This is a genomic window from Micromonospora sp. AMSO1212t (genome assembly GCF_008868145.1).
Taxonomy (GTDB): domain Bacteria; phylum Actinomycetota; class Actinomycetes; order Mycobacteriales; family Micromonosporaceae; genus Micromonospora; species Micromonospora tulbaghiae.
Genome location: NZ_WBKS01000037.1, coordinates 18,578 through 45,461 on the forward strand (window position 1 = coordinate 18,578; position 26,884 = coordinate 45,461).

27 protein-coding genes, 1 tRNA gene and 1 pseudogene are annotated in these 26,884 nt (G+C 69.0%); 11 read left to right on the forward strand and 18 right to left on the reverse strand.

Annotation, left to right across the window (positions count from 1 at the left end; genetic code table 11):
• Nucleotides 1–7 precede the first annotated feature (7 nt).
• Both F8279_RS12640 and F8279_RS12645 read right to left on the reverse strand, forming a co-directional pair.
• Nucleotides 8–1,795: an adenylyl cyclase gene (locus F8279_RS12640; protein ID WP_151500028.1), complete on the reverse strand. Its 1,788-nt coding sequence runs from the start codon at nucleotides 1,793–1,795 to the stop codon at nucleotides 8–10.
• A gap of 120 nt (nucleotides 1,796–1,915) precedes the next feature.
• A complete protein-coding gene (locus F8279_RS12645) occupies nucleotides 1,916–2,692 on the reverse strand; it encodes an HAD-IIB family hydrolase (RefSeq protein ID WP_091414991.1) in 777 nt (258 codons plus the stop codon).
• Nucleotides 2,693–2,921: 229 nt separating this feature from the next.
• Between F8279_RS12645 and F8279_RS12650 the strand changes: the two genes are divergently transcribed.
• The 4 genes from F8279_RS12650 to F8279_RS12660 all read left to right on the forward strand — a co-directional run bounded on the left by F8279_RS12650 (nucleotide 2,922) and on the right by F8279_RS12660 (nucleotide 6,757).
• Nucleotides 2,922–4,007 (forward strand): family 43 glycosylhydrolase, encoded by a 1,086-nt coding sequence (locus F8279_RS12650; protein WP_225853251.1) that lies wholly within the window; start codon nucleotides 2,922–2,924, stop codon nucleotides 4,005–4,007.
• Nucleotides 4,008–4,295: 288 nt separating this feature from the next.
• Nucleotides 4,296–4,469, forward strand: a complete 174-nt coding sequence (locus tag F8279_RS30275) for a hypothetical protein (RefSeq protein WP_013283846.1) — start codon at nucleotides 4,296–4,298, stop codon at nucleotides 4,467–4,469.
• 109 nt (nucleotides 4,470–4,578) lie between these two features.
• Nucleotides 4,579–5,241, forward strand: a complete 663-nt coding sequence (locus F8279_RS12655) for a DUF6882 domain-containing protein (protein ID WP_091414982.1) — start codon at nucleotides 4,579–4,581, stop codon at nucleotides 5,239–5,241.
• Between the two features lie 277 nt (nucleotides 5,242–5,518).
• Complete coding sequence (locus F8279_RS12660) at nucleotides 5,519–6,757, forward strand: Clp protease N-terminal domain-containing protein (RefSeq protein WP_192580685.1); 1,239 nt, start codon at nucleotides 5,519–5,521, stop codon at nucleotides 6,755–6,757.
• A gap of 263 nt (nucleotides 6,758–7,020) precedes the next feature.
• Here the strand turns inward: F8279_RS12660 and F8279_RS12665 are convergent.
• The 3 genes from F8279_RS12665 to F8279_RS12675 form a co-directional block, all read right to left on the reverse strand.
• Nucleotides 7,021–7,096, reverse strand: a tRNA-Arg gene (locus F8279_RS12665).
• Nucleotides 7,097–7,451: 355 nt separating this feature from the next.
• Nucleotides 7,452–7,655, reverse strand: a complete 204-nt coding sequence (locus tag F8279_RS12670; protein ID WP_043326981.1) for a cold-shock protein — start codon at nucleotides 7,653–7,655, stop codon at nucleotides 7,452–7,454.
• A 365-nt stretch (nucleotides 7,656–8,020) separates the two neighbouring features.
• The gene (locus tag F8279_RS12675) at nucleotides 8,021–8,317 is read right to left on the reverse strand and encodes a helix-turn-helix domain-containing protein (protein ID WP_091414976.1); all 297 of its coding nucleotides are present in this window, start codon (nucleotides 8,315–8,317) and stop codon (nucleotides 8,021–8,023) included.
• A 919-nt stretch (nucleotides 8,318–9,236) separates the two neighbouring features.
• On the opposite strand from F8279_RS12675, the gene F8279_RS12680 reads away from it, so the two are divergent.
• Nucleotides 9,237–10,073 (forward strand): LLM class flavin-dependent oxidoreductase, encoded by an 837-nt coding sequence (locus F8279_RS12680; protein ID WP_151500030.1) that lies wholly within the window; start codon nucleotides 9,237–9,239, stop codon nucleotides 10,071–10,073.
• A 70-nt stretch (nucleotides 10,074–10,143) separates the two neighbouring features.
• Here F8279_RS12680 and F8279_RS12685 read toward each other — a convergent pair whose 3' ends face one another.
• Nucleotides 10,144–11,232: an alkene reductase gene (locus F8279_RS12685; RefSeq protein WP_151500031.1), complete on the reverse strand. Its 1,089-nt coding sequence runs from the start codon at nucleotides 11,230–11,232 to the stop codon at nucleotides 10,144–10,146.
• Between the two features lie 63 nt (nucleotides 11,233–11,295).
• Nucleotides 11,296–12,228, reverse strand: coding sequence for an NADP-dependent oxidoreductase (locus F8279_RS12690; RefSeq protein ID WP_091414965.1), 933 nt, complete (start codon nucleotides 12,226–12,228; stop codon nucleotides 11,296–11,298).
• A gap of 133 nt (nucleotides 12,229–12,361) precedes the next feature.
• On the opposite strand from F8279_RS12690, the gene F8279_RS12695 reads away from it, so the two are divergent.
• Nucleotides 12,362–12,919: a MarR family winged helix-turn-helix transcriptional regulator gene (locus F8279_RS12695; protein ID WP_091414961.1), complete on the forward strand. Its 558-nt coding sequence runs from the start codon at nucleotides 12,362–12,364 to the stop codon at nucleotides 12,917–12,919.
• A gap of 99 nt (nucleotides 12,920–13,018) precedes the next feature.
• On the opposite strand, the gene F8279_RS12700 is transcribed toward F8279_RS12695, so the two are convergent.
• The 9 genes and pseudogenes from F8279_RS12700 to F8279_RS12740 all read right to left on the reverse strand — a co-directional run bounded on the left by F8279_RS12700 (nucleotide 13,019) and on the right by F8279_RS12740 (nucleotide 22,646).
• A complete protein-coding gene (locus F8279_RS12700) occupies nucleotides 13,019–13,951 on the reverse strand; it encodes a cation diffusion facilitator family transporter (RefSeq protein ID WP_091414957.1) in 933 nt (310 codons plus the stop codon).
• Nucleotides 13,952–14,195: 244 nt separating this feature from the next.
• Nucleotides 14,196–14,846: pseudogene (locus F8279_RS12705) on the reverse strand (sporulation protein); the annotation flags it as partial.
• A 142-nt stretch (nucleotides 14,847–14,988) separates the two neighbouring features.
• Nucleotides 14,989–16,566 carry a hypothetical protein gene (locus F8279_RS12710; RefSeq protein ID WP_151500032.1) on the reverse strand — a complete coding sequence of 526 codons (1,578 nt, stop codon included), beginning with the start codon at nucleotides 16,564–16,566 and terminating at the stop codon, nucleotides 14,989–14,991.
• An 11-nt stretch (nucleotides 16,567–16,577) separates the two neighbouring features.
• Nucleotides 16,578–18,059, reverse strand: a complete 1,482-nt coding sequence (locus tag F8279_RS12715) for a DUF4407 domain-containing protein (RefSeq protein ID WP_151500033.1) — start codon at nucleotides 18,057–18,059, stop codon at nucleotides 16,578–16,580.
• A gap of 22 nt (nucleotides 18,060–18,081) precedes the next feature.
• On the reverse strand, nucleotides 18,082–19,596 hold the full coding sequence (locus tag F8279_RS12720; protein WP_091414947.1) for a hypothetical protein: 1,515 nt from the start codon (nucleotides 19,594–19,596) through the stop codon (nucleotides 18,082–18,084).
• The gene (locus F8279_RS12725; RefSeq protein ID WP_175438604.1) at nucleotides 19,593–20,480 is read right to left on the reverse strand and encodes a protein phosphatase 2C domain-containing protein; all 888 of its coding nucleotides are present in this window, start codon (nucleotides 20,478–20,480) and stop codon (nucleotides 19,593–19,595) included. Before F8279_RS12725 ends, F8279_RS12720 begins: the two co-directional genes overlap by 4 nt.
• Nucleotides 20,470–21,186, reverse strand: coding sequence for a VWA domain-containing protein (locus tag F8279_RS12730; RefSeq protein WP_151500034.1), 717 nt, complete (start codon nucleotides 21,184–21,186; stop codon nucleotides 20,470–20,472). The genes F8279_RS12725 and F8279_RS12730 overlap by 11 nt, the downstream gene beginning before the upstream one ends.
• Before the next feature lie 70 nt (nucleotides 21,187–21,256).
• Nucleotides 21,257–21,982, reverse strand: a complete 726-nt coding sequence (locus F8279_RS12735) for a hypothetical protein (protein WP_151500035.1) — start codon at nucleotides 21,980–21,982, stop codon at nucleotides 21,257–21,259.
• A gap of 22 nt (nucleotides 21,983–22,004) precedes the next feature.
• Nucleotides 22,005–22,646, reverse strand: coding sequence for a hypothetical protein (locus F8279_RS12740; protein WP_151500036.1), 642 nt, complete (start codon nucleotides 22,644–22,646; stop codon nucleotides 22,005–22,007).
• Between the two features lie 190 nt (nucleotides 22,647–22,836).
• Between F8279_RS12740 and F8279_RS12745 the strand changes: the two genes are divergently transcribed.
• Nucleotides 22,837–23,559 carry a CHAT domain-containing protein gene (locus F8279_RS12745; RefSeq protein WP_192580686.1) on the forward strand — a complete coding sequence of 241 codons (723 nt, stop codon included), beginning with the start codon at nucleotides 22,837–22,839 and terminating at the stop codon, nucleotides 23,557–23,559.
• On the forward strand, nucleotides 23,556–23,855 hold the full coding sequence (locus F8279_RS12750; RefSeq protein ID WP_151500038.1) for a hypothetical protein: 300 nt from the start codon (nucleotides 23,556–23,558) through the stop codon (nucleotides 23,853–23,855). Before F8279_RS12745 ends, F8279_RS12750 begins: the two co-directional genes overlap by 4 nt.
• A gap of 28 nt (nucleotides 23,856–23,883) precedes the next feature.
• Here the strand turns inward: F8279_RS12750 and F8279_RS12755 are convergent, their stop codons facing one another.
• Nucleotides 23,884–24,519 (reverse strand): TetR/AcrR family transcriptional regulator, encoded by a 636-nt coding sequence (locus F8279_RS12755; protein ID WP_151500039.1) that lies wholly within the window; start codon nucleotides 24,517–24,519, stop codon nucleotides 23,884–23,886.
• A gap of 116 nt (nucleotides 24,520–24,635) precedes the next feature.
• Between F8279_RS12755 and F8279_RS12760 the strand changes: the two genes are divergently transcribed.
• From F8279_RS12760 to F8279_RS12770, 3 genes are all read left to right on the forward strand, one after another.
• Nucleotides 24,636–25,322: an SDR family NAD(P)-dependent oxidoreductase gene (locus tag F8279_RS12760; RefSeq protein ID WP_151500040.1), complete on the forward strand. Its 687-nt coding sequence runs from the start codon at nucleotides 24,636–24,638 to the stop codon at nucleotides 25,320–25,322.
• Nucleotides 25,323–25,392: 70 nt separating this feature from the next.
• Nucleotides 25,393–25,791 carry an ester cyclase gene (locus F8279_RS12765; protein WP_151500041.1) on the forward strand — a complete coding sequence of 133 codons (399 nt, stop codon included), beginning with the start codon at nucleotides 25,393–25,395 and terminating at the stop codon, nucleotides 25,789–25,791.
• Between the two features lie 12 nt (nucleotides 25,792–25,803).
• On the forward strand, nucleotides 25,804–26,478 hold the full coding sequence (locus tag F8279_RS12770; RefSeq protein ID WP_151500042.1) for an NADPH-dependent F420 reductase: 675 nt from the start codon (nucleotides 25,804–25,806) through the stop codon (nucleotides 26,476–26,478).
• A gap of 53 nt (nucleotides 26,479–26,531) precedes the next feature.
• Here F8279_RS12770 and F8279_RS12775 read toward each other — a convergent pair.
• The coding region (locus F8279_RS12775; protein ID WP_192580687.1) for a cellulose binding domain-containing protein at nucleotides 26,532–26,884 on the reverse strand (353 nt) is incomplete at its 5' end.

Consider the following 26,884-nt stretch of genomic DNA (forward strand, 5'->3'; position numbering starts at 1 on the left):
CTCGCGGTCAGGGGTAGGTGATCACCGGGCTGGTGCCGTACGAGCCGACGACCGGGGTGCCGACCTCGTTGATCGTGCGCTCGATGCCGCCGCTGCCGTCCAGGAACACGGTGATCGCGTCGTGGAACCGCACCCCGGCCCGGCGCGGCGCCTCGATCGCTCGGTCGCAGCGGATGTCCACGCCCTGGTTGAAGTACGAGTACACGCCGAGTCCCCACGCCTCGTGCGTGCGGACGTGGTCGGCCACCTTGTACGAGGCCCAGCCGTTGCCGGTCGGGCTGCGCCAGGCCGCCTGGCTCGGCGGGTCGTAGGGCAGTTCGCTCTGATAGAACACGGTCCGGCCGCGCTCGCCGTTCCAGATCGTCTGCCAGCGCTGGTAGTGCTCGACGAACAGCCCGTACGCGGTCACGTCGTCGCCGTTGACGATCACGCCGGTGGCGGCGGTGTTCACGGTCCAGCCGATCGTGCCGGCCCGGCCGTGGTCGCCGCGCCAGGCCCAGATGTTGTCGATGAGCGTGTGCCGGCTGTTGACCACCAGGCTCGTCACCGCCCGCCCGGCGTACGGGCCGCCGATCCGGAAGAAGACGTCCTGGAGCGAGATCGGGTTCGTGGCGTGCGGCCGGTGGCAGTGCCGGGTGCCGACCTCGACCAGCACCGGCGACTCGACCGGCCCGGCGTCCACGAGCACCCCGGCGACGCGTACCCCGTCCACGTCCTCGATCCGCAGTGCCGCGTCCCCACGGTCCGGCACCAGGCTGGGCATGCCGAGGCCGAGCACGACGGTGTCCGGGCGGCGTACCCGCAGGGCCCGGTCCAGGTGGTAGACGCCGGGGGTCAGCAGCAGGTGCCGGCCCCGGGCCAGTTCCGCGTTGATCCGCTTCGCCGAGTCGGTGGGCCGGGCCAGGAAGAACGCGGACAGCGGCAGCGACGGCACCGGCGCGCCGCCGGTGGCCCAGGTGGTGCCGGCGGTGTCGCGGCGCAGGCGCGGTACGGCGACCCGCCAGGCCCCACGGGCGTCGACGAACAGGTACGGCTTCTCCCGGGTGACCGGGCTGGTCGGCAGCGTGGTGTACGGCGGGTCGGGGAAGCCCTGCGCGGGCGCGCCGATCACGCCGGAGAAGACCTGGTTCCACACGCCGTTGGTCCACTCGCCGCCGAGTTCGCTGTCGCGGGTGAGCCACTGCTGCTGGGAGCCGTTGATGGTGATGCCGTCCACCTTGGAGTCGGCGATGTAGCCGCCACTGGAGTAGCCGCCGTTGCCGGGTTCCAGCCACAGCACGCCCTTGACGTGCACCCGGCGCATCGGTGACGCCTGCGAGACGGCCCATTGGTTCGACCAGTCCGTCGGGGTGACGGCGAGGTTCTCCGCCGAGCGCCAGAAGTTGGTGAGCGCGGAGATGCCGGCGGGCGAGTTCGGGTCCGGCTGGCCGACCACCCGGACCGCGCCGTGGATCTCCACGTCGTCCGGGTGGGCGCCGAGACCGGCCACCGTCGTGTAGTAGCCGAGCCGGGCGTCCACCTCGTAGCGGCCGGGCTTGAACAGCACGGCATACCTGTCGAAGCCCATCTCGTTGCGTTCCTGCGCGGTGAACAACCGGTCCAGCGTGGACTGGATCTCCTCGACCGGCGTGCTGGGGTCGTACACGAAGACGTTCGGGCCGAAGTCGGGCTCGCGGGCGGGGCGCGCGGCCGGGGACGCGGCCGCGGCGCCGGCCGGGAGGCCGAGGGCGGTGAGCGAGGCCGCGGAGGCGGTGAGCGTGAGGAAACGGCGGCGGGAGGGGTCGGGTGATCGCATCTGCCTGCCTGTTCGGTGATGGGACGGGAGAGCGCTCTCTCGGCTGTTCCTACCTCATCACCGTCGATACCGCCAGAGCCCGCCGGTTCCGGAACCGGCGGGCTCTGGGTCGGGCTGTGCTCAGGCGCGCTCGGCGCGCTGCTTCACCAGGTCGTCGACGAGCTTCTCGACGTAGTCGGCGGTCTCCTCCCAGCGGGTGACCGCGACGGAGCGGATGCCCATCGCCTTGACCGGGTAGTCGTTGCCGCCCACGTCCAGGCGGTCACCCACGAAGAGCACGTTGTCGGTCTTCAGGTCCAGGTGTTCCAGCAGCTTCCGCATGCCGTACGCCTTGTCCACGCCCTTGCGGGTGACGTCGATCGAGGTCGAACCGCCGCCGCGGACCTCCAGGTCGGGCAGCTTCGCCGCGACCGCGTCCCGCAGTCGCCGCTTCTTGTCGCCGTCCGGGTCCCAGCCGTACTTCTCGGCCGGCGGGGCGGACTGCCCGAGCGCGGAGAACGTGATCTGGCTGCCCCGGTCCTCGATGATGTCGCCCCAGGTCTTCGCCTCCCACAGACCCAGCGCCTGTGCCGACTCGGTCAGCGCGGCGACGACACGGGCCTTGTCGGCCTCGGTCAGATCCTCGGCGTAGACCTGCCGCCAGTCCCCGTCGGACCAGCGGTAGTAGCGGGTGCCGCAGGTCGGCATCAGGTGCAGCCGGTCGCGCTGCTCCTCGGTGAGGTCGAGGTGGGCGAGCACCTGCGACTGGAACTGCTCGAACCGGCCACCGGAGATGACCAGTACGTCCACCTCGGTGAGCAGGTGGCCGAGCAACTCCGCCATCCGACGATCGATCTGGGACTTGGAAATCGCCAGGGTGTCGTCGAGATCGAACGCCACCACTCGAAGATCGTTCACGAATACCTCATGTCGTCGCGGACAGGCCAGGACCTGCCAGGGTACCGACGAGTCCTGGCACCGGCCTGAGGGCCCGGCGGGTGACACGTTCCCTCGACGGAGCGTAACGCGGCAGGTCTCCGGGCGGCCCCGCTTCCCGCTCTCGGCGTCACCGCTCCCCCCGTTGACGGGATTGTCGACCGTCGATAGCCTTCGGCCGACAATTACTTTCATCGATGAAGGAGCGCCGGTGAGATTCTTACGCATGCGCGGAGGGCTCGTCACTCTCGCCGCCACCGCCCTGGTAGCGACCGCGACGGCGGTGGCGCCCGCCGGGGCCACACCCGCCGGTGACCTGTCCACGCTGGCCAGCTCGTCCACCTTCCCGCTCGCCGACCCGGACACCCTGCTGGCGAAGGACGGCTCGTACGTCACCTACGGCACCACGGTCGGCGCCGGGACCGGCGCGCGCTGCGGCGCCACCGGCAGGCTGTACGTACCGGTCCTCGTCCACGGCTCCGGCAACAGCGTCGGCATGGCCGACTGCGCCTCGCACGACGCCCTGCCGTCCGGCCCGGGCGCCTGGGCCGAGCCGGGCGGCGCGATCTGGGCACCGGGCGTCGCGCGCTTCGGCAGCCGGTTCTTCATGTTCTACACCGCCTCCCGCAAGGGCACCGGCCAGAAGTGCATCGGTCGCGCCATCTCCGACAGCGCCCGCGGCCCCTTCCAGAACCAGGGCGAATGGGCCTGCCCGGACGCCGGCCGGTGGGCGCTCGACGCCAACCCCTTCGTGGCCGGCGGGAACCTGTACGTCACCTACCGGGACGACGCCATCGCCTCCGGCGCCGAGACCGGCATCTCCACCGTCCGCACCGACGGCGAGGGCCGCGCGATCTGGGACACCCGCCGGGACATGCTCAAGAGCACCGACATCACCTGGGACACCGCCAAGACCAGCGGCGGTACCCACGTGGTCGAGAACCCGTCGATGTGGAAGGCCGCCGACGGCGACTGGTATCTGATGTACTCGGGCAACAACTGGGACAGCGCGCGCTACGCCACCGGCATCGCCCGCTGCGGCGCCACTCCCCTGCCCGGCTCCCGCTGCACCCCCATCCGCGAGGGCGTGTCCCGGCCCTTCTTCGGGTTCACCGGCAGCGCCGGACTCAACCCGATCCGCGGCCTGCCCGGCAACCACCAGGGCCCCGGCGGGATGGACGTCTTCGCCGCCGCCGACGGCAGCGAGCGCGTGGTGTGGCACTGGTGGAACGGCTCCACCCGCTTCCCGATGACCGGCGTCCTGACCCGCCCGTCCACCGGCTTCCTCGTCTCGTAGCCGGCGCGCCTGACGACACACCTGCTCACCATGCGCTTCGACGTGGTCACGCTCGGTTGAACTGCTTCACGGAAAATTGCATTTGGCAAGAGATGTCACCGAAATTTTCTCGATGCGATGCATCTGCTTGTCAGGTACCCGACAGTGAAATGCCCACTCTTGTGCTAGCTGTCCGCCGGGAGGATGCTCGAACCGTCGAACGGTAACGCGCCGCCTCACACAGAGGGCGGCGCCCGGCTGCCACCGGACGCCGCATTCGACTCCACCGCTGCAACGGAAGGAGTCACGTTGACTGTAATCCCTCACGGGTCAGACTTCGAGACACCAGAGGACGAGGACGAAACCGTTGCCGAGCCGACCGACCGGCACCGGCTCATCCTGGCGTACATCAAGACGCTCAGTCCGATCATCGCCGCCGTCGTCGCCTGCATCGGGACGCTGGTGGCAGCGCTGGTCCGCTGACCCGCCGGCCCCGCGCTCCGGCTCCGGCCGGACGCGGGGCCGTCCCGTCCGGAAAGGCCTGGCCAGACGCGGGGCCGTCCCGCGCTGAAAGGTCTGGCACACTGCGGCGATGCCGACGTTTGAACGACTCTTCGCCGAACATGTCGGCACCGGCCTGGCCCGCCAACTGGCGCTGGCCGACCTGCTCGGCGAACGTGACTGGCAACTCGACCTGCCCGACGGCACAGCGACGTTCGGGAACGACCTGCGGTACCGCATCCAGCTCCTCGGCACCGAGAGCCACGACGACGGCACCTGGCTGTGGGCCTGGGCCAACGAGGCCAGCAACCTCCCGCCGGCGCTGCTCCATCTCGCCGGCTGGGTCCGCGAGTACGGACACCGCCAGGGCGTCGCCGAACTCACCGCGCCCACGTTCCCGCTCCAGCGCGCCGACGGACACCGCCTCGCCCTGCTGGCGTCCGGCCTGACCGGCCGCTGCTACTACCGCGGACCGTACGACGGCGGCGCGGTCTTCTTCCACCTCGACGACGCCCCGCCACAGATCACCGCGCCGGTCCGGCCGGAGCGGGTGCTGACCGTACTGACGCAGGTGCTTCAGTCCTTCCCGGTGGAGCACCGCGTCGCCGTCGAGTCGTTCCTGCACCAGCAGGGGTGGCGGTTGGATCGGGCGCCCATGTCGGTGACGGCACAGGATCGTGGCGGCTCGGTCTTGCGTGTCGACTTCGACGCGATGGGCCGGGTCAGCAACCTGTCGGGAACGGTCAGCCCGTAGGCGGGATCTGGTGCCAGCTACAAGCCAAGCGCTTCCGCGGTTCCACCGGACGTGAGCCGCGCGGGCTTGAGGTTCGTTCGCCCGCTGCATCCGCCAGATCTTGCACGCGAGGGGCACGAGCTGGATGGCGGACGTAGAGCGGGGTCAGGCGCTCAATCGGAAGCTCTGCCACCCCTTCACCGGGCTGATAGCGGGCCCGTTCTACATTCCGTGGCAGAGGGAACATCACGTCCTTCAGTTGTGGACGCGCCATCGCGTCCCCGGGTATGGAGGAGCGATGCCGCCGCAAGAGGTGCAGCCGCCGTTTGTCGCGCTGGGAGCGATGCCGATGAGGGTGTTGCTACAGGCGTATTCAGCGGCGGTCCGGCGTGGGGCGAGCAGCGTCGGCACCCTCGACCTGCTGTGTCGGGTGGCGCTGTACGCCAAGTCGGTCCCGCCGTGGCTGCTTGCGGGCTCAAACGGTGCGAACCTCACGCGGATGGTTGCCGATCCGCGCCGCATTCCAGCCAGGCGAACAGTCAGAGAGCTGGTGTCCGAGCCGGTCAGCGAGTTCGACCAGGAAGTGCGAGCGACTCTGCGCGAGGTCGAGTGGAGAATTCACCGCCAGCCGGACAGGAGGCTCAGAAATTCTGACGTGCAGGACGCGGGCCCTCGCCCACGATGGACGCCAGGCGTTCGTATGGCCCTGGCCGGCGCACTGTACGTCGCGCGCGACAACCGTGTACCGTTCGCCGGCCTGTCCCATCTCGTGCTCGGCATGCTGCAGCTGCCTGGCTGCGACGGGACCCAATACGTTTTCCCCTATGAGTACGCGCGGCTGTCGGCCATTGACCGGTTGCGCACCGAGCCGACGCTGCGCAGGACAGACGAGTCCTATCCGGACCTCGACGACGAGAGGTCGGCGATCCGGCCGGGTTCTGGGTCGCTACTCGGCCGAGTCGCGGGACGGATTCTCGCGCGCGCGTCTCGACTCAGCCGCCTCGGCCCGATCCTCGTGGGGGTCGACGTCGAGGCGAGACGCCAAGCAGTCCGGCTCGGCCATGACGTGATCGGCCCACTGCACATCCTGCTCGCGATGCTCACCCATGACGCCACGCTCGCAGCGGCCCGACTCCGGGTGCCGGCCACTCACTCCAGCCGAAACCGAGGTGCGGGCGTCCTACGCACCCACGGTGTCGATGCCGACCGCCTCCGTGCGCTGGCCGCATCGGGAGGCGGGCCCGAGGAGCCACCGGCCGAGGTGCTCACCAAGCAACTGAGCAGTCAGCGCCCAGGCGACCCGTTCACGGGCACCGACGTCGTCACCGCGATGGCACGGGCCATGGAGATCTCGCTTGCCTACCGGCACCCCGACACGGGTACCAGTCACCTCTTGCTTGCGCTGATCGAGGACGATGCCGGCGACGGCGCCGCCATTCTGCGCCACCTCAACGTCAACCCGGAGGCGGTACGAGCGCGGGTCGAGCAAGACCTTCGTGCTGCACCCGCGGCTTGGCAGTCACCGGCCGGCCAGTGACACCAGCGTCGGCTGGTCGACGTGACGCCTCGCGATTGCGGGCCACGTACGCGAGATGGGTCGCGGACTCGCATGGCGTCCTGGTGGCTGCTCGCCGGCTCGGGCACGCCAACGCCAGCGTGACGACTCGCCACTACGCCCGCGCCGTCGACGGTCGGGACGCTGAGGTCGCCCAGCACCTGGACGCGAGCCGAGCGAAGGTGGCGAGGCGATCGGGCACGCAAGCTCGGAAAGGCGGAACAGCGGTGATCAAGGCTCTGACCTGGTGCCCCCGGCAGGATTCGAACCTGCGACACACGGTTTAGGAAACCGATGCTCTATCCCCTGAGCTACGAGGGCGCGAGGGCACAGTCTAGCGACCTGGGGGGTCGCCTGAGGTGGCAGGGAGTGGCCCACGTTCACCGGACCGCCGTTCTCCCAGCCCAGGAACACAGCCCGAGCACACGAGACCCGGTTTGCGACCCGCGGTCCCCGCAGTGACCCGCGTTGGCGCCGGTTGACCTGGGTTGGCTGTGACCGTACATGCCTCGACCGCCAGGGCGGCGGTGCGGCACTCGGCTCGTGCTGGGCCGGCTCCACACCGAGATGGCCGGCCTTCTGCCGATCAGAGGATTTTCGCGATGGCGTGGTGAGCGCATGAAACGCCGAACGGCGGCCCACTGAACCAGTTGGGCCGCCGTTCAGAAAATCTGGATCAGAGCGGGCGGATGTTCTCCGCCTGCGGGCCCTTCTGGCCCTGGGTGACGTCGAACTCCACCTTCTGGTTCTCGTCGAGGCTGCGGAAGCCGCTCGCCGAGATCGCGGAGAAGTGGGCGAAGACGTCGGCGCCGCCGTCGTCCGGGCTGATGAAGCCGAAGCCCTTGTCGGCGTTGAACCACTTCACGGTACCTGTAGTCATGTCTGCTCCTTCGCAGGCTGTTAGAGACCGCACTGTGCGGACCCTTACGCCGCCGCGTTGATCACCCGCGTCGAAACGACACGAAAAACGAAAAGCGCCTGAATGGGTTTCAGATGTCCCACCAGGCGCCGGAAAACGTCTACGGAAATCAAAACTGCAACTCGGCTACCGTAGCACATGATCCGCCGTCGGTTCGATGGCGGTGGGTGGACCTGGCCATTGAGCTCGACTTCCTCACCGTCCTCGACGGGCTGCCCGGACCGAGGCGGGAACCCAGACGTTCGCCTGGTGGCCGGCCCGCTCCTCGCTCACCGGCGACCTCGGACGAAAAGTGGGGCTGGTCAGTCCTGTCGCCGCGGCCCCGGCTACTCCTTCTCGTTCTGCCGGAGCGCTTCCTCGAGTTGGTCTTCGAGAATGATGATCCGGCAGGCGGCCTCCAGGGCGGTGCCGCCGTCGACCATCTCGCGGGCCCGGGCGGCCAGGCGCAGCTGGTAGCGGGAGTAGCGGCGGTGCCCGCCGCTGGAGCGGTGCGGGTTGATCAACTTCGCCTCGTCCAGGCGACGCAGAAAGTCCTGCGTGGTGCCGAGCATCTCCGCGGCCTGCCCGATGGTGTAGGCCGGGTAGTTCTCATCGCCGAACATGTCTTCGGGGTTTAGCCCCATGTCACCTCCACGTCGAGGGCCCCGGCGCACAAGCGCCGGGGCCCAGGGTTACGGGTCAGAACACCATCTACCGACCGGAACGTCGGCTTGTCGTATCCGCACCAGCCGTCATTGACGGCTTCGGGCGCGAGGATCGCATATGCGTGACCGGAGACCACCTCTCGTTCGATGGAAACTGCGGTGTCCGCCCGGCCTGACATGACGGCCGACGGCGGGCGATCCAACGGTGTATGGCCCTCCCTTTCCTCTGCTACTTCTTTCCCTTGCTGTCGTACGGTCTGCCGGCGCCGGAGCCCACGCGACTTCACAGCCCCGACACGTGCGGCGAACATCAGCTGGAGCCCTGAAAGAGCCTTGGCCCCACCTGCACCCCGGCGTATGTCACGCCGGGACTGACGTGCTCTTACTGCTCTCGGGAGGAACGGTGAAGCATGTTCCTCTCCTAGCCGCCCGTCGTGTCCTCACGGCCGGACGGTCCGTCTGCGTCTTGACGGATCTTTCCTCTCGACTCGAAGAAGAGTATGCCACAGTCCGGAAGATGTCTAGTCGTTCCAACCTAGATTTCTTGGCCGACGGTCATCAGGATGACTGGTCCGCCGAGTCGCAGGGCGCGAGCCGTGGCGACGACGACCCGATGCGATGCCACCTACCGGCCCATGAAGGCCGCCGCACGGTCGACGACGTACCCGGGCCCGCGTTGGTCGCGTCCACCGCCCACGACGCAGCTCTCCGGAGGCCCTCGCGGCGGGTACGGCCCCACGCACTCGCTCCCGGACACGTGGTGGTGTCGGCCACGGTGGTTCTCGGCTTCTCGATCTCGCAGAACTGATCCGCCTCCGGGTCAGCCACTGGCTGCGCCGGACCGTGAGCGCGAGCGAGCACAGGTGGCGGGGCCGCTCCGCGGCTAGGCTTGGCCGTCATGACGACTCTCGGTGTGGTGTTCCGGCCCCAGAATCCACCCGAACGCCTCCGCTCCGTCGCACGCGCTGCCGACGAAGCCGGCCTCGACCAGTTGTGGCTCTGGGAGGACTGTTTCCTCGAAAGCGGCATCGCCACCGCCGCCGCGGCACTGGCCTGGACCGACCGGCTGGCGGTGGGCATCGGGCTGCTGCCGGTGCCGTTCCGCAACGTCGCGGCACTCGCGATGGAGGCCGCCACGTTGCACCGGCTCTTCCCCGACCGGGTGCTGCTCACCGTGGGCCACGGCGTCCAGGACTGGATGGAGCAGGTCGGCGCGCGGGTGGGCTCGCCGCTGACGCTGCTGCGCGAGCACGTCGAGGCGTTGAAGGCGCTGCTGGACGGCGAGACGGTCACGATGTCGGGTCGGTACGTCAAGCTCGACAAGGTCAAGCTGGACTACCCGCCGCTGGGCCCGGCCCGGATCTACGCCGGCGCGACCGGGCCGAAGACGCGTGCTCTCGCCTGCGAGGTCGCCGACGGGATCCTGCTGACCGCCGGCACGCCTCCGCAGGAGGTGGCCGCCGTCAGGTCGACGGCCAAGGCCGTCACCGTGTACGTCCATGCGGCGACCGGCCCCGACGCCGAGGCACGCATGGCACGCGAGCTGGAGTCCTGGGACGAGTCGGACGGCTGGGACGCCACAGCGGCCGGCGACGCAGCCGCCGTCGCCGCTGTCGTGAACCGCTACCGGGACGCCGGAGCCGACGCCGTGATCCTGCAGCCCACCGCTGACGAACCCGACCTCGAGGGCTTCGTCCGGTTCACCGCACAGCAGGTCGGTCCACTGGTGCGGTAGCCGGCCGATGTCGCTCCGGGCAAGGCCTGCCCGCAGCGTCCGGCGGGGCAGGCCTTGCGGGCGGCGGTGGTCAGCTCACCGCGCTCGGGCTGCCGTCGAGCGTGGGGTAGTCGATGTAGCCGCGGGCGTCGCCGCCGTAGAAGGTGGCCGGATCGGGTGTGTTGTAGGGCCCGGCGGCGGCGAGCCGGGCGGGCAGGTCCGGGTTGGCGAGGAACAGGCCGCCGAAGCTGATCAGGTCGGCGGTGCCCTCCTCGATCAGCGCGAGCTGCTCGGGGCCGGTGACCGTTCCGGGCGTGAACGGGTTGAGGATCAGCGGGCCGTCCCACCGGCGGCGCAGCTCACGGGTGAGGTCGCGGTCGTCGGCCTCGGCGATGTGCAGGTAGGCCGGGCCGAGCGGGTCGAGAGTGTCGGCCAGCGCGGTGTAGGTGTGCCGGTGTTCGTCCTCGGTGATGTCGTTGAACGGGTTGGCGGGAGAGATCCTCAGTCCGGTCCGGTGGGCGCCGATCGCGTCGGCGACCGCGCGGACGACTTCGACGGTCAGCCGGATTCGGCCGGTGACCGTGCCGCCCCAGCGGTCGCTGCGCTGGTTGGCGTTGGTGGAGAGGAACTGGTGCAGCAGGTAGCCGTTGGCGCCGTGCACCTCCACGCCGTCGAACCCGGCGGCAACGGCGTTGCGGGCAGCGGCGGCGAAATCGCCGATGGTCGTGAGGATCTCCGCGTCGGTCAGCTCGCGGGGGGTGACGAAGTCCTGTGGACCCTGCGCGGTGAACACCTTTCCGGCGGCGGCGACCGGTGACGCACCGACCGGGACGAGGCCCTCGGGCAGCAGGCTGGGGTGACCGATCCGGCCGGTGTGCATGAGCTGGGCGAAGATGACCCCGCCCTGGGCGTGGACGGCGCCGGTGACCTGACGCCACGCCGCGACCTGTTCGGCACTGTGCAGGCCCGGCGTACTGGGGTAGCCCTGGCCGATCACCGAGGGCTGGATGCCCTCGGTGATGATCAGGCCGGCGGAGGCGCGCTGGGCGTAGTAGGTGGCGGTGTCGGCGGTCGGCGCGGCGCCCGGGCCGTAGGCGCGGCTGCGGGTCATCGGCGCCATCGCGATCCGGTTGCTCAGCTTGGTGCCGGCGAGGCTGACGGGTTCGAATGCCGTCGTCATCGTGATCTGTCCTCCGTACAGGGGGTGGGTTGTGGCAGACGCCCCGCGAAGGGGGCGGGTGACTCAGGGAATGAGGACGGTCTTGCCGGCCAGCCGACCGGCCTCGGACTCGTCGTGCACGGCGGCCAGCTCGCGCAGGGCCCGCCGCTGGCCGACGTCGATGCGCAGGTCACCGGCGTCGACGCGGGCCACCAGCTGGGCGAGTTGGGCGGCGTCGCTGCGGACGAACACCCGTACCGTGCGGATGCCGCGTCCGGGCTGCTCCGGGCCCGGAGCGGTGGTGCTCACGAAGGCGCCGCCGTCGGCGACCAGATCCACGAGCTCGACGCCCTGTTCGGGAGTGACGGGCGCCAGGTTCAGCACCACGTCGAACCGTTCGCCCGCCACGACGTCGGTGAGCGCGGTGGTGGTGTGGTCGACGATCCGGTCGGCACCGTAGGAGAGCAGCCGGTCGCGGCTGCGCGCGCTGGCGGTTGCGGTCACCTCGGCACCGGCCTGCTTGGCCAACTGGACGGCGTATCCGCCGACCGCGCCACCCGCACCGTTGACGACGATGCGCTGCCCGCTGGTCAGGCCGGCGTGTTCGAACAGCGACTGCCAGGCCGTCAGGCCGGCGGAGGGCAGGGCCGCGGCGTCGGCCAGTTCGCCGGTACGCGGCGCGGCGGCAAGCGCATCGGCGGGGACGACCGCGTACTCGGCGGCCGCTCCCGGAGCGGCCATCGGCAGAAACGCCAGGACCGCGTCACCGACGTTCCAGTTGCCGGCGCCCTTGCCTACCTCGGTGATGGTTCCGGCGACGTCGAAGTTCGGCGTGTGGGGGAAGGTCAGCGGGAAGACGTCCCGCAGGTAGCCGGCGCGGATCGCCACGTCCACCGGGTTGAACGAGGTGCCGGCCACCTGGACGACCACCTCTCCGGCTCCCGCCACCGGCCGTTCGGTGTCCTCATAGGTGAGCACGTCGCTGCCGCCGTGGGAGTGGTAGCGCACTGCCTTCATGATGTCCTCCTCGGGTGATCGCTTCGAACTCGAAGCATGACTCGACTCTAGGTCGCTTCGAGTTCGAAGCAAAGCCGGACGAGGCGTGACACCACTCACAATGCTGCGAGTTCGAAGCAGGTAAGGTGCGCACATGACATCCACCCGCACGGCGGGGGACGGCAGCGACGACGGGGTGCCGCCGCTGCACCCCGAACAGCTGCAGACCTACTTCGCGCTCCTGGAGGCCGTCAGCCTGCTGCAACACCACGTCGAGCAGCAGCTACGCACCGAGGGCGGCATCAGCTACGTGCAGTTCCAACTGCTGGCCAACCTCGCGCGGTCCGAGACGCCGCTGACCATGACCCAGCTCGCCGACGGCGTGGTCTACAGCCGCAGCGGGCTGACATATCAGGCCGGACTGCTGGAGAAGGCCGGCCTGATCACTCGCAGCAGCTCTCCCGGCGACGAACGAGCCACCCTCGTCGCCCTGACCGACGCGGGCGCCGCCCTGTTCCGCCGGATCCTGCCCGGCCACATCGAGGTGTCGCGGCTGCTGCTGTTCAACCCGCTCTCCGACGACGACGTGCGCCACCTCGGCGACATCATGACCCGGGTACGCGACCACATGCGCGCGCTGCCGCCCCGCTCGGCCGCACCACGCAAGCGCCGCCCCAGGTCCACGCCGGACACACCGGCCCAGGCCGACTGACCCGCTCCGCCGTCAGCCCGCAAAGGCAGTGCAGTCCCCGCCGCTTCCCTCGGCGCTACGCCGACGTCGCTGACCCGGGCACGGACCCGAACCTCCGGGTCAGGTGGCGCTGGTGCGGGCGGGCTGCCGATCGATGTCGGGTTCGAGGTAGATGGCCGTGGCGGTGGGCAGCGCCCGGCGGATCCGCGCCTCGGCGTCGTCGATGGTGGCGGCGACGTCGGCTCCCCGGTCGGAGGTGCTGATGGCGATCTTCGCCGCGACCAGGAGTTCCTCCGGCCCGAGGTGCAGGGTGCGCAGGTGGATGACCCGGTCGACGCCGGGGGTGGAGACCAGTTCGGTGTGGATCGCGGTGACCTCTTCGGGCAGGGCCGCCTCGCCGATGAGCAGGCTCTTGGTCTCGACGGCGAGGACGACGGCGATGACGACCAGCAGGACGCCGATGCACAGGGTGCCGATGCCGTCGAAGAGGGCGTTCCCGGTGAGCACGCTCAGGCCCACGCCGGACAGGGCGAACAGCAGGCCGAGCAGGGCGCCGGCGTCCTCCAGCAGGATCACCGGCAGTTCCGGGGCGCGGGCGTGGCGGACGAAGGAGACCCAGCTGCGCTTGCCGCGTACCTTGTTCGCCTCCTTCACCGCGGTCCGCAGGGCGAAGCCCTCCAGGGCGATCGCGATCAGCAGGACGGCGACGGCGATCAGCGGCGAGGACAGCTCGTGCGGGTCGCTGATCTTGTGGTAGCCCTCGTAGAGGGCGTACAACCCGCCGAGGGTGAACAGGATGATCGCGACGATGAACGAGTAGACGTAGCGCTCGCGGGCGTAGCCGAACGGGTGCAGCGCGGTCGGGGCGCGGCGGGCGCGCTTGCCGCCGACCAGCAGCAGGGCCTGGTTCGTGGAGTCCGCCACCGAGTGCACGCCCTCGGCAAGCATCGACGCCGACCCGGTGATGCCGGCGGCCACGAACTTGCTCACCGCGATACCCAGGTTCGCGACCAGCGCCGTCACCACGGCCTTGGTGCTCCCCTCCGCCGCCATCGGCTGTTTCCCCTCGTCGTACGTCGCGGTGTGGGTGGTTCGTGTGCCAGCGTCCCGGCGGGCCGCCGACACAGGTGCCGACGAGCCCTTGCCCGGAAGCGTCCGGAACCAACCACACCGGCTGGAGCCGACGTCCGGCGGCCCGGAGGAGTCTCCCGGGCCGCCGGCGGTGGTGCTACTTGGTGCCGGTCTGGGCGACCAGGGCGTTGGCGGTGCGGAAGTACGGGTCACGGGCGGGCACCGCTCACGCCTCCTCGTCGCCGCCCTCGTCGTCGCCGAAGTGGTCGAAGACCTCGTCGGCGACCATGCCCCCGGCGAAGCCCAGGGCGGCACCACCGACCACGCCCGCGGCGACCGCACCCATGCCCGGGCCGCCGTGATGCTCCCGGTGGTGCTCCTTGTGGTGCCCGCCGAGGTGGCCGTACGCGGCGTTCCCGTATCCGGGGTAGCCGTCGAGGGCCTGGCGGACCCAGTTGTCGACCTGCGCGGCCCAGTCGACGCGATCGGCGTCGGCGTGTGCGGCGTGGTAGCGGCCGTACGAGTCGTGGCCTCCGGCGAACAGGCCGCCGCGCTTGTCGAACTCCAGCACCACGTCGACGCCGTGCTCGTTCGCGACGAATGTCAGCTCGACCTCGTTGACGCCGTGGGCGTACTGCGGGGCGGCGTAGTACTCGACCTCCTGGTAGAACGGCAGGCTCTGATGCAGCCCGGAGATGTGCCCGCGTTCCAGGTCCGCGCCCTTGAACCCGAAGCCGAGCCGGCCGAACGCCTCGAGGATGCGCTCCTGCACCGGCAGCGGGTGCACGTACACCGGGTCCAGGTCGCCCTTGTCGACCGCGCCGCGGATCGCCACCTCGGTGCGCAGGCCCGTCGTCATGCCGTGCAGATGCTGCCCGTCACGCGAATCCCTTGTGTCGCAACGGGATCAACGACGTCCATAATGGAGGCCGTCAACCCGGGAAGCTACCAACACCACCTGGGAAGTAGCTGAGTGCGTTCACGGGGTGACTCTCAGGCACGAGTGTTGAGGAAGGTCCTCATTCACCCGGCCGTTTGCCGAATCGCCACCAGCGCCGGCCACTGGCCGTCGAGGCGATCGGCTCGTGTCCGTCGCGCTCAGACGTGTCGCGCGGAGCCGCCTGAGTGGGTAGCCGTTGCGCATACCGGTACATGACTCCGGACTGCTCCTTGATCACCGCCAGTACGTCCTCCTTGTCGGTCAGCACATGCAGGCCGAACGGCGACGGCGGCATCGGGTGCAGCGCCTGACGTCCTCCGGTCGGGCTGAAGTCGACCCATGTGACTCGGCCGTGGTCGAGCAGTCTGACCCAGTCGTCCTCGGTCGCCTCGTCGGCCGGGAACCTCATCGCAGCCAGGAAGACGAAGTGTTGGCTGACGACCTGCACTCCGCGGGCGTGTAGTGCACGTGAGGTTCGGCCCGCCGCGTCGAGCAGCGGCTCGACGATGTCGGCCATCGAGAAGTACTCGATCTTCACCTTTGGCAGCGCGACTTCGGTGATGGTGCCCGCAACGCGCAGTACGCCGTGTTTCTGCAACGGATTGGTCGCCGAGAGGACTTCGACTGCTATGCGGCTCGGCTGGCCGCTCGCCACGTCGAGCTCGACGGAATCCAACAGCTGATCGAGCTCCAGAGCAACCTCGTTGCGCCGCTTCGTCACCCGCCTGGGCACGACACCGTCGTCCGGAACGAAGACGAGATGGACGAGCCCGACCGCCGTTCCGCCCCGATGAAGCTCGTCCATGCAGGCGGCATCCGTCTGCTGCCGACCGGTCAGGCGTTGGATCGGTGTGCGCTGGTCCACGGCCACGATCTCGGAGCCGTCGTACATCACCGCTTCCAGCATGGGCTTCTTCGCCGCCCCCGCGTTCCGGGCGGCCGGGGTTCGCACATCCGCCGGCACCGGGTCGGGAGCCGGTACGACACTTGGCCGCCGTTCGACTACGGGTGCCGACGCGGTGGCGCGCGGCGACTCGACGACCGGCCCCGGTCGCTCTCGAGCCGACACCGGCCCCGCAGCCGAAGCCGAGGCCGGGGACGGCTCGGGACCGAGCGCCGAAGGGCTCAGGTAACCCTCTTCGATCAGAGCGCCGACCCGACCGAGGAACGTTGACTCGTTCAGGGCGATCTGCGGCTGCTCGTCGTACATCTCGATGAGTGTGTTGACAGTGCTCGCGACTCTTCCGGCGGCGGTCGGCGAGCTGCCGTTGCGGGAGTCCCGTACGCCGGTGCCGAAGATCCGCGCCCACAGACGTCTGCTGGGTGGCAGATCACGCAGGCTGTCGAAGACGTTGCGGAGCTTCTCCCGGTCGTCGGACACCACAACCAACCCGATGACGCCCCGCGGCGCGAAGAAGTGGCCTGCCGGCATCGCTGCCTCGACCACAGTCCTCACGAAGGCGCGGTCCCACTCCGGTGTGAGCTTGAAACGGGGAGCGAGCCGCACCGTGACCAGGTCGTAGAGTACGGGGTCGGCATCGATCTGCGCCTGCACCTGCCGGCACAGTTCGTCGGCGGGCAGCGGCAGCGGACCGACGGGAACGATCACCACCAGGAAGCCGGCCCAGTCCTCCTCCGCGGGCCAGTACGGGGTCATGCCGACGGAGCTCATGACGGGCGCTTGGCCGACGGGGGCAGGTTCAGCGCGGCAGCGACCCTCGCTGCCGCCGAACGTCGACCCGTGACGGTGGCCCGGGCCGACGGCGCGCCCGATCCGGTGGCCTGTGCAGGCTGGCCGTTGCCGGGCCAGAGGAGGCCACTGCCCTTGCCGGTGCTCCGGGGCGGCTGGACAGACATCTGTCTCACCTTCTGCTTCCACGCTTCGACCTGGTCAGTGGCGAGTTCGAGCATCACCGCTTCGACCTCGTCATGGACCGCCTCAGCAATCCGCTTCTTGCGCTTCTCCAGATCCTTGTCGATGTACTCCTGCCGTCCTGCTGCCTTGACGACCTCCTTGGTGTCGAGTTCGTCGATCTGGTCATAGGCACTGGGTGGACCGAGAATGGACAGCGACTTGATCGCGACAGGCAGTAGCTCGATCATGAAGAACAGTGCGGCTACCAGCAGATGAGCCAGCTTTGCCCAGCCGTTCTCGTCCCCCAGGTGAGCCAACGCGGCCAGGCGTGCCAGCAGCCCGGTGTTGTCGGCGGCTTCCTTGTTGCTCGTGTCCAAGTCACTCTGGATCGCAGCTTGAAGGATGTCGCGCTGCTGGCGCAGGCCCGGAAGCACTCGTTTGGCCTCGTCCTGCGCCTCGGAGACCGTCCGACTGCTGTCCTGGCGCAACTCCGCCCGGGCCTTCTCCAGGGCTGCGAGCTTCGTCTGGACGAGCTTCCGGGCCGCTGTCGCGTCCTTCTCCTTGCGGTCGTACTCCCGCCGCAGCGCACTGGCGCGCGGGCCGTCGCCCCGTTTGCCGCTGCCGGCTTCACAGAGCTCGCCGTCGAGTTCGCACCGCCAGGCAGCCCACGCCTTCTCTGCGCTCGCCTGTTTCGTCTGGTAGTCGGTCGTAGCCTGCTTGTGCTCCGCCTCGGCGGCGGCCAGGACGGGTGAGCTGACTGCGACCTCGCCGGCGAGGTATCGCTCGTACTTCGTGATCTCCCCTTTGAGATCCGCCAGTTCCTTCTGGCGGTTTCCCTCGGCCAGTACGATCGACGCACCCTCCGCCTTCCTGATGTTGTCGAGGGTCATCTGCTGTTCGATCTCGTCGGCGAAGATGCGCAGCGTCAGCGGAGTCGAGATGACCAGGCCGAGCAGAGCCGCCATGAGAATCCGCGGCAGGACCATCCAGAAAAGCAACCACTTGCTGCCGGTCGGCTTCAGACTGAGGATCAGCGCACGGTCGACGACCAGGATGATCACGCCCCAGAAGATGCCGATGAGCACCGCGCCGGCCACACCGACGCGCAGCCCGTCGGTCATCGCGAAGGCCATCGACACCACGGCCAGGCCGGCAGTGGCGAGCAGCACGAGTCCCAGCGCCACGAAGCGGGCCTGGTCCTTGGCCACGCCGCCTCGGCTGATCTGCTTGGCGCGGGCGAGCACGCCCGGGTCGGCACCGCCGAGGCGAGCCAGAAATGTGCTGGATCTCTGCATCTGTATCAGTCCTTCAAGGTCTTCACGGGGGAGGGAAAGCGTTGGCAGAGGCCTTCTGCTTGGAATCCGCACGAAGCTTCTGTGCTGTGCGCCGCAGCATTTCGCGGATCGCGGCGTCGACCCCGACGTCGGCGGCGCGGTAGGCGCTCCCGATCACGTCCCGTAGCTGCTTCGATGTATGCGCCTCAGGCACAGCCGGCGCGAGGTCAACCGGCGGCACCTGCGGCCAGTGCAACGGTGGCAGCGGAACGACGTCCGCCGCGGGCAGTGGATACGGCGGAAGCTCTGCGTGTGTACGAGGCAGCCGCATCACGGGCAGGTCCGGCAGCACGACTGCCGGCGGGTTGACCGAGACCTGCACCGGTGGCATCTCGTAGTAGTGCAGCCGGCCCGCCGGTCCTTCGTCCTCGCCGTGGTCGTTGACGACTGCGACCCGGATCTCGCACGCCGTAGGAGGCTTGATCGGATAGCCGTTCGGGTAGCCGTCGGGGTCGAGATCCCCGACGGAGAAGTTGTTGACATCGCTGAATATGCGGACCGATTTCCCGCCCTTGTGCTGCCAGCGGACGAAGACCTCGGAACCACGCAGCGTCACGTCGGTGCTGAGCGCCGCGGACAGCAGTGTCGGTGGGTCAGCGAGATCGAGCACCCGGCCGACGAGGTATTCCTTGATCTCCTGCGCGGTCGGCCGCTGGGCACGGTCTTCGCTGAGCGCGCGGTTGAGCAGGTCGATGCCGATCTGGTCGAGCAGGCCCGCGGGCACGAGCGGGCTGGCCGGGTCGTCCAGCTGGGTTGAGCCGCGCCCGGTGGCGAGGCCCCGGATCACGCACAGTGCGAGTTTGTAGACGTCGGTGAGCTGGTCCTGCAGCTTCTGCTGCTTCTTCCGCACCTCCGGTGGCACGAAGAACGGTGTGTGCGGCTGGATCCGGTTGGCGTCGGCGGCGTCGGCCACCCCGTCGCAGTCCATCAGCAGGATGCGTGGCGGATCGGTGGCCACGGCGGCGTTGCGCAGGTTCATGTCGCCGTAGACGAGATGCCGGCCACCGCGTGGCCGGTGAATCACTTCGATCGCGTACGCGAGGCGGGCCATCAACGCCAGGCGGACCAGGTCCTTGTCGGCCGGCGCGCGGCTCTTGTCGAAGCCGTTTGCCTTGGCCTGGCTCGGGTCGGCGCCGAGCAACTGGAACTCGAAGACCCGGCGTCCGCCATTGGCGTCGATGAAGAAGTCGTCGGGGAGGCACCGCATGAGCATGCCCACGTCGGTGCCCCTCTCATGAACCATGGCCAGCGGCCACACGGTGAGGAGGTCGAGTTCGGCCTGCTCCGCCGGGCTCATCGCGTCACGCAGCGCAACAGCCTGCCGCATCGTGCTGAGCATCGGTCCACGGTTCTTCGCGTCGACGGACGGCAACAGCTCCTTGAACGCGAGCCTGCCCGGCACCTCAGGAATGTGGTCACCGACGAGATACACCTGTGCCATCCCGCCCTGGCCGAGCGGCTTGAGTGTGCCCAACCGGCGTTTGTCGATGCGGATCACGGCCGGCTCGCCTCGAACCAGACACCGACGACGGTGCGGTCGTCCATGTGGCCTTTCCGCGCGAAGCCGACCTGCTGAGCGAAGGTGAAGACGTCGGGGGCGGTGGCCCACCAGCCGGCGAGGGTCTCACGCACCTGCACGGAGCCCTCGAGCGGGACGCCGACGCCATCGGTCATGAGGAAGATCGGTCCGTCGCCGAGGAGGTGCTCGGCCGTCCTGAGCCGGGGATCCGCGTGCGGCAGTGCCCTGACCCGGCCGGAGTGCAAGCCGTTGTCGTCATCGCCGGCGGCCGGATCGTGCGTCAGATTCCGCCACCGGCCGTCGGCCAGTAACCAGGCCGACGAGTCGTCGGTCCAGGCGACGGAGACGTGCCGTGCGTCCGGATCGAGACATATCGCCGCAGCCACGAGGGTTGTCGCCATCCGGACGCCATCAGGGACGTGATCGAGGTGCGGACGGCTCCCTGCCGTCGCCACGAAGTCCTTGAGACGCTCGTTGACCTCGGTCACGGCGATCTGCCAGTCACCGTGACGGAGGTAGGCGCGAGGTACGTCGGCCGCCGCGAACCCGGCCGCCTCCTGCGACAGGGGGAACTGCCCGACGCCGTCGCAGACGGTAACGACCAGCGTCATCGTGGGCGGGTCGAAGACCACGGAGAAGCGGTCCTGCCGCGGCTGATTGCGATAGCGGTGCAGGATTCCTCGTACGCTGGCGGCACGGACCTGTGCGCCTGGCACTCGACACTCGCTCAGCTCATGATCGGCCGAGTCCGGGAAGCGTGTGGGCGGGCCGGGTTCCAGCTGGGTGGCGGCACGGCCCGGATCGCCGATCACGTACGGCTTCGCCCCGGGCGTCTCGGTGCGCCGCCACACGTCAGTCGACAAAGCTGCCCTCCAGTTCCGGCGACGCGTCGGTGGCCGGCGGGGTGTACTGGAACGTCCCGACAGTGCCGCTCAGGCTGGAGGAGAGCACCGAGGTGCCGATCATTCCGGAGATGGCCTTGAGCAGGCTCGGGACCGATGCGCCCTGCTTCGCCAGGAAGTAGCGTCCCTTCTTCTCACCGAAGTTGGGGTAGGCGAGGGCCTTCATCGACTCCTCCGTCGCGCTACGGAATCCGAACGGCGTGACGTACGGGTAGCGGGGGTTCCCCTGCTTCGTGACCGGGTCGTACCCGAGCAGCTGCTGAAAGACCTGCAGGTGGTCCCTGCTCGTCGGCTCGCCGTCGGTGAGGAAGAAGACGCACGGACGGAAGACCCTCTTGCCTTCGCTCTTCAGCCGGACCCGATCGGCCTCGAATGCCCGGTGGAACTCCTGAAAGGCAGCTGTGTAGTTGGTCAGGCCACCACAGTTCAGGGTCTGCAGTTCCATCGCGCTCGGGAAGTTGAGGGGCATCACGGTGCGGGCGGTGTCGTCGAACGCGATGACACTGAGCATCGCCAGGTCGTCGGCGACGGGGTCCTTCATGATCTCCTGGCGCAGACCGGTGACTCCTGCGTTCAGATCGGCCATGTCGCCGCACATGGATCCGGACACGTCACAGACGATGTAGAAGGGCATCACTACCTGCCCCTCGGTGGCCCGCTCGGACATGGCTTCTCCTCCGATGGTCTTGGGGGACGGCGGAATCCCGCCTGCTCCTCCCTGACGGACAGCCCGCCCCTCAGCGGATGAGGCTGCCCTTCATGCCGCCGACAGAGTCCTTCGCGGGCGGCATGTACTGGGCTTTGCCACTGCCGGTACTCAGCGCTGAGCCGACGACCGAGGTGGCGATCGCGCCGGCGATCGCGCCGGCGATCGCGCTCAGGATCTCCGAGACCACGGCGCCCTCCCGGGCCAGGAAGTAGCGGCCACGCTTCTCGCCGAAGTCCGGGTACGTCAGGGTCTGCATGGTCTCCGCCGTTGCCTCGCGGAAGCCGAAGGCGGTCACATACGGATACCGCGGGTTGCCCTGCTTGGTGACCACGTCATAGCGCAGCAGCGACGAGAAGACCTGCGCGTAATCGCCGTCGGTCGGCTCACCGTCGGTGAGGAAGAACACGCACGGACGGAAGATCCGTTTCCCTTCGCTCTTCAAGCGGATCCGATCCGCTTCGAAGGCCCGGTGAAACTCGCGGAAGGCCGGCCCGAAGTTGGTGAGACCCCCGGATACGAGGGTCGGCGACTCCACCTGGCTGGGGAAGCTCAGCGGTACGACTGTATGAGCCGTGTCAGCGAAGGCGATGACGCTCATCATCGCCAGGTCGTCGACCACCGGGTCGCGCATGATGGCCTGACGCAGTTGGGCAAGGCCGGCGTTCAGTGCCGGCATGTCGGCCCACATCGAACCCGACACGTCGCAGAGGACGTAGAAGGGCATCACGACCTGCCCTTCGACCGCCTGAGACATCTCCCTCCTCCCCACCGCCGCATCAGCTCCTGAAGTCGCGACGAAACTCGTTGACCTGAACACCGAGCGATCGGCCGACCTGCTCAACACTGGAACCCTCGGTGAGGCCGATCTGCTTGAGCACCAGCAACTGGAGGATGCGCTGTTCCTCGACCGACTGCTGGGACCGGTTGTGGAAGCAGGTGTAGAAAATCGTCCCGCGACCACAGCGAACCGAAACCATGATCGGGAGATCGGCGTACTCGCCCGGGTTGGCCGACCGGATGATGGCGTGGCCCTGGCAGTGGCGCAGGACCTTCCAGCTGCCCATGTCGAACCTGATCCTGATCATGCGACCGGATATCTCGCGCAGTTCCCGATCGACAACGAGGGCGTCTATCTCGCCAGTCCCACCGCCGCGTCCGGCGAAGACGAAGAGCTCCGGGAACGCGAGCCCCAACAAGTCGCCGGCGAGGTCGGACGCGTAAAGACAGCCGCCGGCGTCGACGAACTCGGCCAGCTTGCGGGGATCCACCGCGTCGGGGGTGCCGCAGTTGACGAACAAGAGTGAACAGTCGTACGAACCCGAAAAGCTCTGGTATCCGACGCCCATCGACTTCAACACCCGCCCGATGTCGTCGTAGCCGGGCGAGGTCACGTAGATCCTGCGGCGCACTTCAGCCATGGCATAGCTCCAAATGAGGGCCGGCAGGCGGCGTCGGCGTCGGACCTGACAGGCATCGCACGGCTACTACTGACGGACGGCTGTCCGTCAGTAGTAGCCGTAGGGACAGCCAGGGCGGTGGGCTGCCCACAGCCGCCGACGGCACGTCGCCGTCATCCGACGTCGACAGATCATGATGGAGTGGCAGCGCATGAGGGACGCGAAGAAGTCGGTCGCCGGCACCGGCTGGCACCAGCACGTCAGCACCAACAGCGGTTCCGTCCATGCCACGCAGACCGGCGACGTCAACATTCACGAAACGGCGTCTCCCGACGACCGGATCCGGATCCGGATCCTCATGCTCGCCGCGAATCCCCTGGCCACCGCCCGGCTGGCCATCGACGAGGAGGCGCGGCAGATCACGGAGCGCCTACGCCTCTCCCGTGACCGGGAGGTGTTCGAACTCATCACCTGCTGGGCGGTCCGTCCGATGGATCTCCTTCAGTACCTCAATCAGCACCGCCCGCACATCGTCCACTTCAGCGGTCACGGTGATCGCAGCGGGGAGATCCTGCTGTCTGCAGACGACGGCATCGCCCGATCGGTCAGCCTCGCCTCTCTCGCGGAGCTCTTCCACGCCACGAGCGACAACCTTCGGGTCGTCGTCGTCAACGCCTGTCACTCCGCCACCGCAGTACAGGCCATCAGTCGATACGTCGACTACGTCGTCGGCATGAACGCGGCCGTCCCCGACGACGATGCCATCGCATTCGCCGCTTCCTTCTATTCCGCTCTGGGGTTCGGCCGAACCGTTCCGCAGGCGTTCAAGCAGGCGGCCGCCATGCTGGGCGTGAACGGCGCCGCCGATCCGCGCATCGCCGAACTGGTGGCACGACCGGGCGCCGCACCGCACCTGATGGTGAGGTCGCAATGAGTTCCGGTCAGCAGGGAACCCCGGGCCAGAACATCAACACCAACTCGGGCAACGTCTACGCCACGCAGACCGGAAACATCAACATCAACAACAACCTTGCGCAGAAGCGCGGGCCGCACCTCGACACCAAGGCGCTACTGGTCGTCCTGCCGGCCAACGTGATCTTTTTCTTCTACGGGATGTCGGCTTACACCGGGCGGAACACCAGCGGCGACAACTGGCGCGCAGGCACGTTCCTGTTCATGCTGCTGTTCACGCTAGGAATGATCGGCAGATGGGTCCGCCGTCGCTTCTGAGTCCACCCAGAACTTAGGCCGACATCGACTACGCGGACGCCGCCGGCGCGGAACCGGGGTGGAGTGCCGCGACGGCCCGCATGGCGACGTCGACGGAGGCTTGAAGGTCCTCGCGGCTCGCGCCGGCCGCGGCGTGGACGGCGTGCCCCTCGCTGAGCGCCATCACGAAACGGGCGAGCGCCCGGCTGTCCAGGCCGTCCGGGAGATCCCCCTCCTTCGCCGCGCGGGACAGCCGCGCTTCGAGCGCGGCCTCGGTGGCCGCGCGGCCGGCGGCGAGGATCTCGGAGATGCGGGCGTTCTCCGGGGAGCAGGCCAGGCCGCCCTGGATGGAGAGGCAGCCGGCGGGGTGGCCGCCCGCGGTCAGGTTGTCGGCGCTGGCACGCAGGAAGGCTTCGATCGCGGCGTACGCGGTCGGTTGTTCGAGGGCGGCGCGCGCGTTCGCGAGGTTGGTTTCGTGGTAGCGGTCGAAGGCCCGCTTGAACAGCTCTTCCTTGCTGCCGAACGCGGCGTACAGGCTCGGCCGGTTGATGCCCATCGCCTTGGTGAGTGAGCTCAGCGACGCGCCCTCGTAGCCCTGCTGCCAGAAGACCTCGGCGGCCCGGTCGAGGACCGTCTGCTCGTCGAAGGCCCGCGGCCGTCCCGGGGTCGGAGTCTCAGTGCCCATGCCTCGACTATACCGCTCGGTACAGAAGTGACCCAAGCCACGAACCGATCGGTACAGAAAGCTGCTACGGTGATCCACGAACCGATCAGTACAAAACTGCGACACGAGGGAAGATCATGACCGTCACGTTGATCACCGGCGCGAACAAGGGCATCGGTTTCGCGACCGCCAGACAGCTTCTCGACCTGGGGCACGTCGTCTACGTCGGAGCGCGCGACACCGGGCGAGGCGAGGAGGCCGCCTCGGCCCTGGGAGCACGATTCGTGCCGCTCGACGTGACCGACGACGCCTCGGTGGCCAAGGCGCTGGCCACAGTCGACGCCGACGAGGGGCGGCTGGACGTCCTCGTCCACAACGCGGGCATCGCCGAGAACGGCGTCGTCGACGGGCCGACCGCCCTGCGCGTCTTCGACACCAACGTGGTCGGGATCGTCCGCGTCACGGAGGCGGCGCTGCCGTTGCTGCGCAGGTCGTCCAATCCGACCGTGGTCACGGTGTCGAGCAGCGCCGGCTCCTTCTGGGCGGTCAGCAACCCCGACCGGCCGGAGTTCACCCTGACGTCGCCGCTCTACTCGGCGTCGAAGTCCGCCGCCACGATGATCACCGTCCAGTACGCCAAGTCCCAGCCGGGGATCAAGTTCAACGCGGTCGAGCCGGGTTACACGGCCACCGACCTGACCGCCGCGATCGGCGGCGGCAGGACCCCGGCGGAGAGCGCCAGGACTGTCGTACGCCTGGCGACGCTTCCCCCCGACGGCCCGACCGGAACCCTCCAGGACGACTCCGGGCCCCTGAGCTGGTAGCCGTCCGCCGCGACCTCGGCCGAGGGCCGCACATCATCCGCGCATCATCCGCACATCAGAGGACAGTGACATGACTCAGAACGATCTCCGCAACTGGTACCTGCGCTACGTCGCCGCGCTCAACGCCCACGAGTTCGACGGCATGGACGAGTTCATCAACGACAAGGTGATGCTGAACGGCAAGCCGGGCACCCGGGACGACGTGATCGCGGTGCAGAAGCATGACGTGGACGCCGTTCCGGACCTCCGCTGGGAGGTCGAGGAACTGCTGTTCGACCGCGACCGGATCGCCGTCCGCGCGATCAACTACGGCACGCCGGTCAAGGAGTGGCTGGGCGTACCGCCCTCCGGCGCCTCGTTCGAGATCGTCGAGTACGCCATCTACAAGGTCAGCGACGGGCGGTTCGTGCAGATGACCGCCCTGCACGACTCGGCCGAGATGCTCCGGCAGCTCACCGCCGCCCGCTGACGGACACCGACGATGACAACCATCGGCATCATCGGCGCGGGTGAGGTCGGCAGCCAGCTCGCCCGCGCGGCGGTAGCGGCCGGATACGCGGTCGTGATCGCCAACTCCCGGGGGCCGCACACGCTGACTGACCTCGTGGCCGAACTCGGGCCGTCGGCGCGGGCGGCGTACGCCGCGGAGGCGGCGGCAGCGGGCGACTTCGCGATCGTCGCCGTGCCGCTCAAGGTCGTGAACGACATGCCGGTCGAGGAGCTGGCCGGCAAGGTCGTGCTGGACACGAACAACTACATGGTCTGGCGGGACGGGAACATCCCGGTCCTCGACTCGGGTGAGAAGACGGTCCACGAGCTGCGCCAGGAACAGCTCCCCACGTCGAAGGTCGCCAAGGCGTTCACCCATATCCAGGCGCCCCGGCTGCTCACCTCGGCCCGGCCTGCCGGCGCGCCCGACCGGCTGGCGCTGTCCGTCTCCAGCGACCACCCGGAGGCGGTCGAACTGGTGACGCGGCTGTACGACCGGTTCGGCTTCGACACTGTGGACAACAGTCCGCTGAGCGAGTCCTGGCGCACCGGCCCGGGCCAGCCGGCGTGGATCCGCCACGCGCACCAGAACCGCGAGGAGCTGGCGCTCAACCTGAGGAGGGCGCGGCGGTCCGTGACTCCGTTGCGGACAGCAGCGGGGAAGTGAGAGGCCCGGCGCGGAGGGCGTTCCTCCGCGCCGGGCCCCGGCGTCGGGTCCGGTCAGGCGGCGCAGGTCGCGGTCGCGCCCTGGCCGGTGCCGGTGCCCTGGAAGCCGAAGTTGGTCGTCTGGCCGGCACCGACCTGCCCGTTGTAGCCCACGTTCGTGAACCGGACGGTGCCGCTGGTGCCGCTGGCCTGGGCGTTCCAGGTGCTGGTGATCGCGGCGCCGCCGGGCAGCGCGACGGTCACGGTCCAGCCGTTGATGGCCGCGGAGCCCGCGGTGACGTTCACGCTCGCGGTGAAGCCGCCGTTCCACTGGTTGATCGCGACCGACGCGGAACAGCCGTTACCGGTCGGCGGCGGCGTGGTCGGCGGGGCCGTGGTGGGCGGCGCAGTCGTCGGCGGCGCGGTGG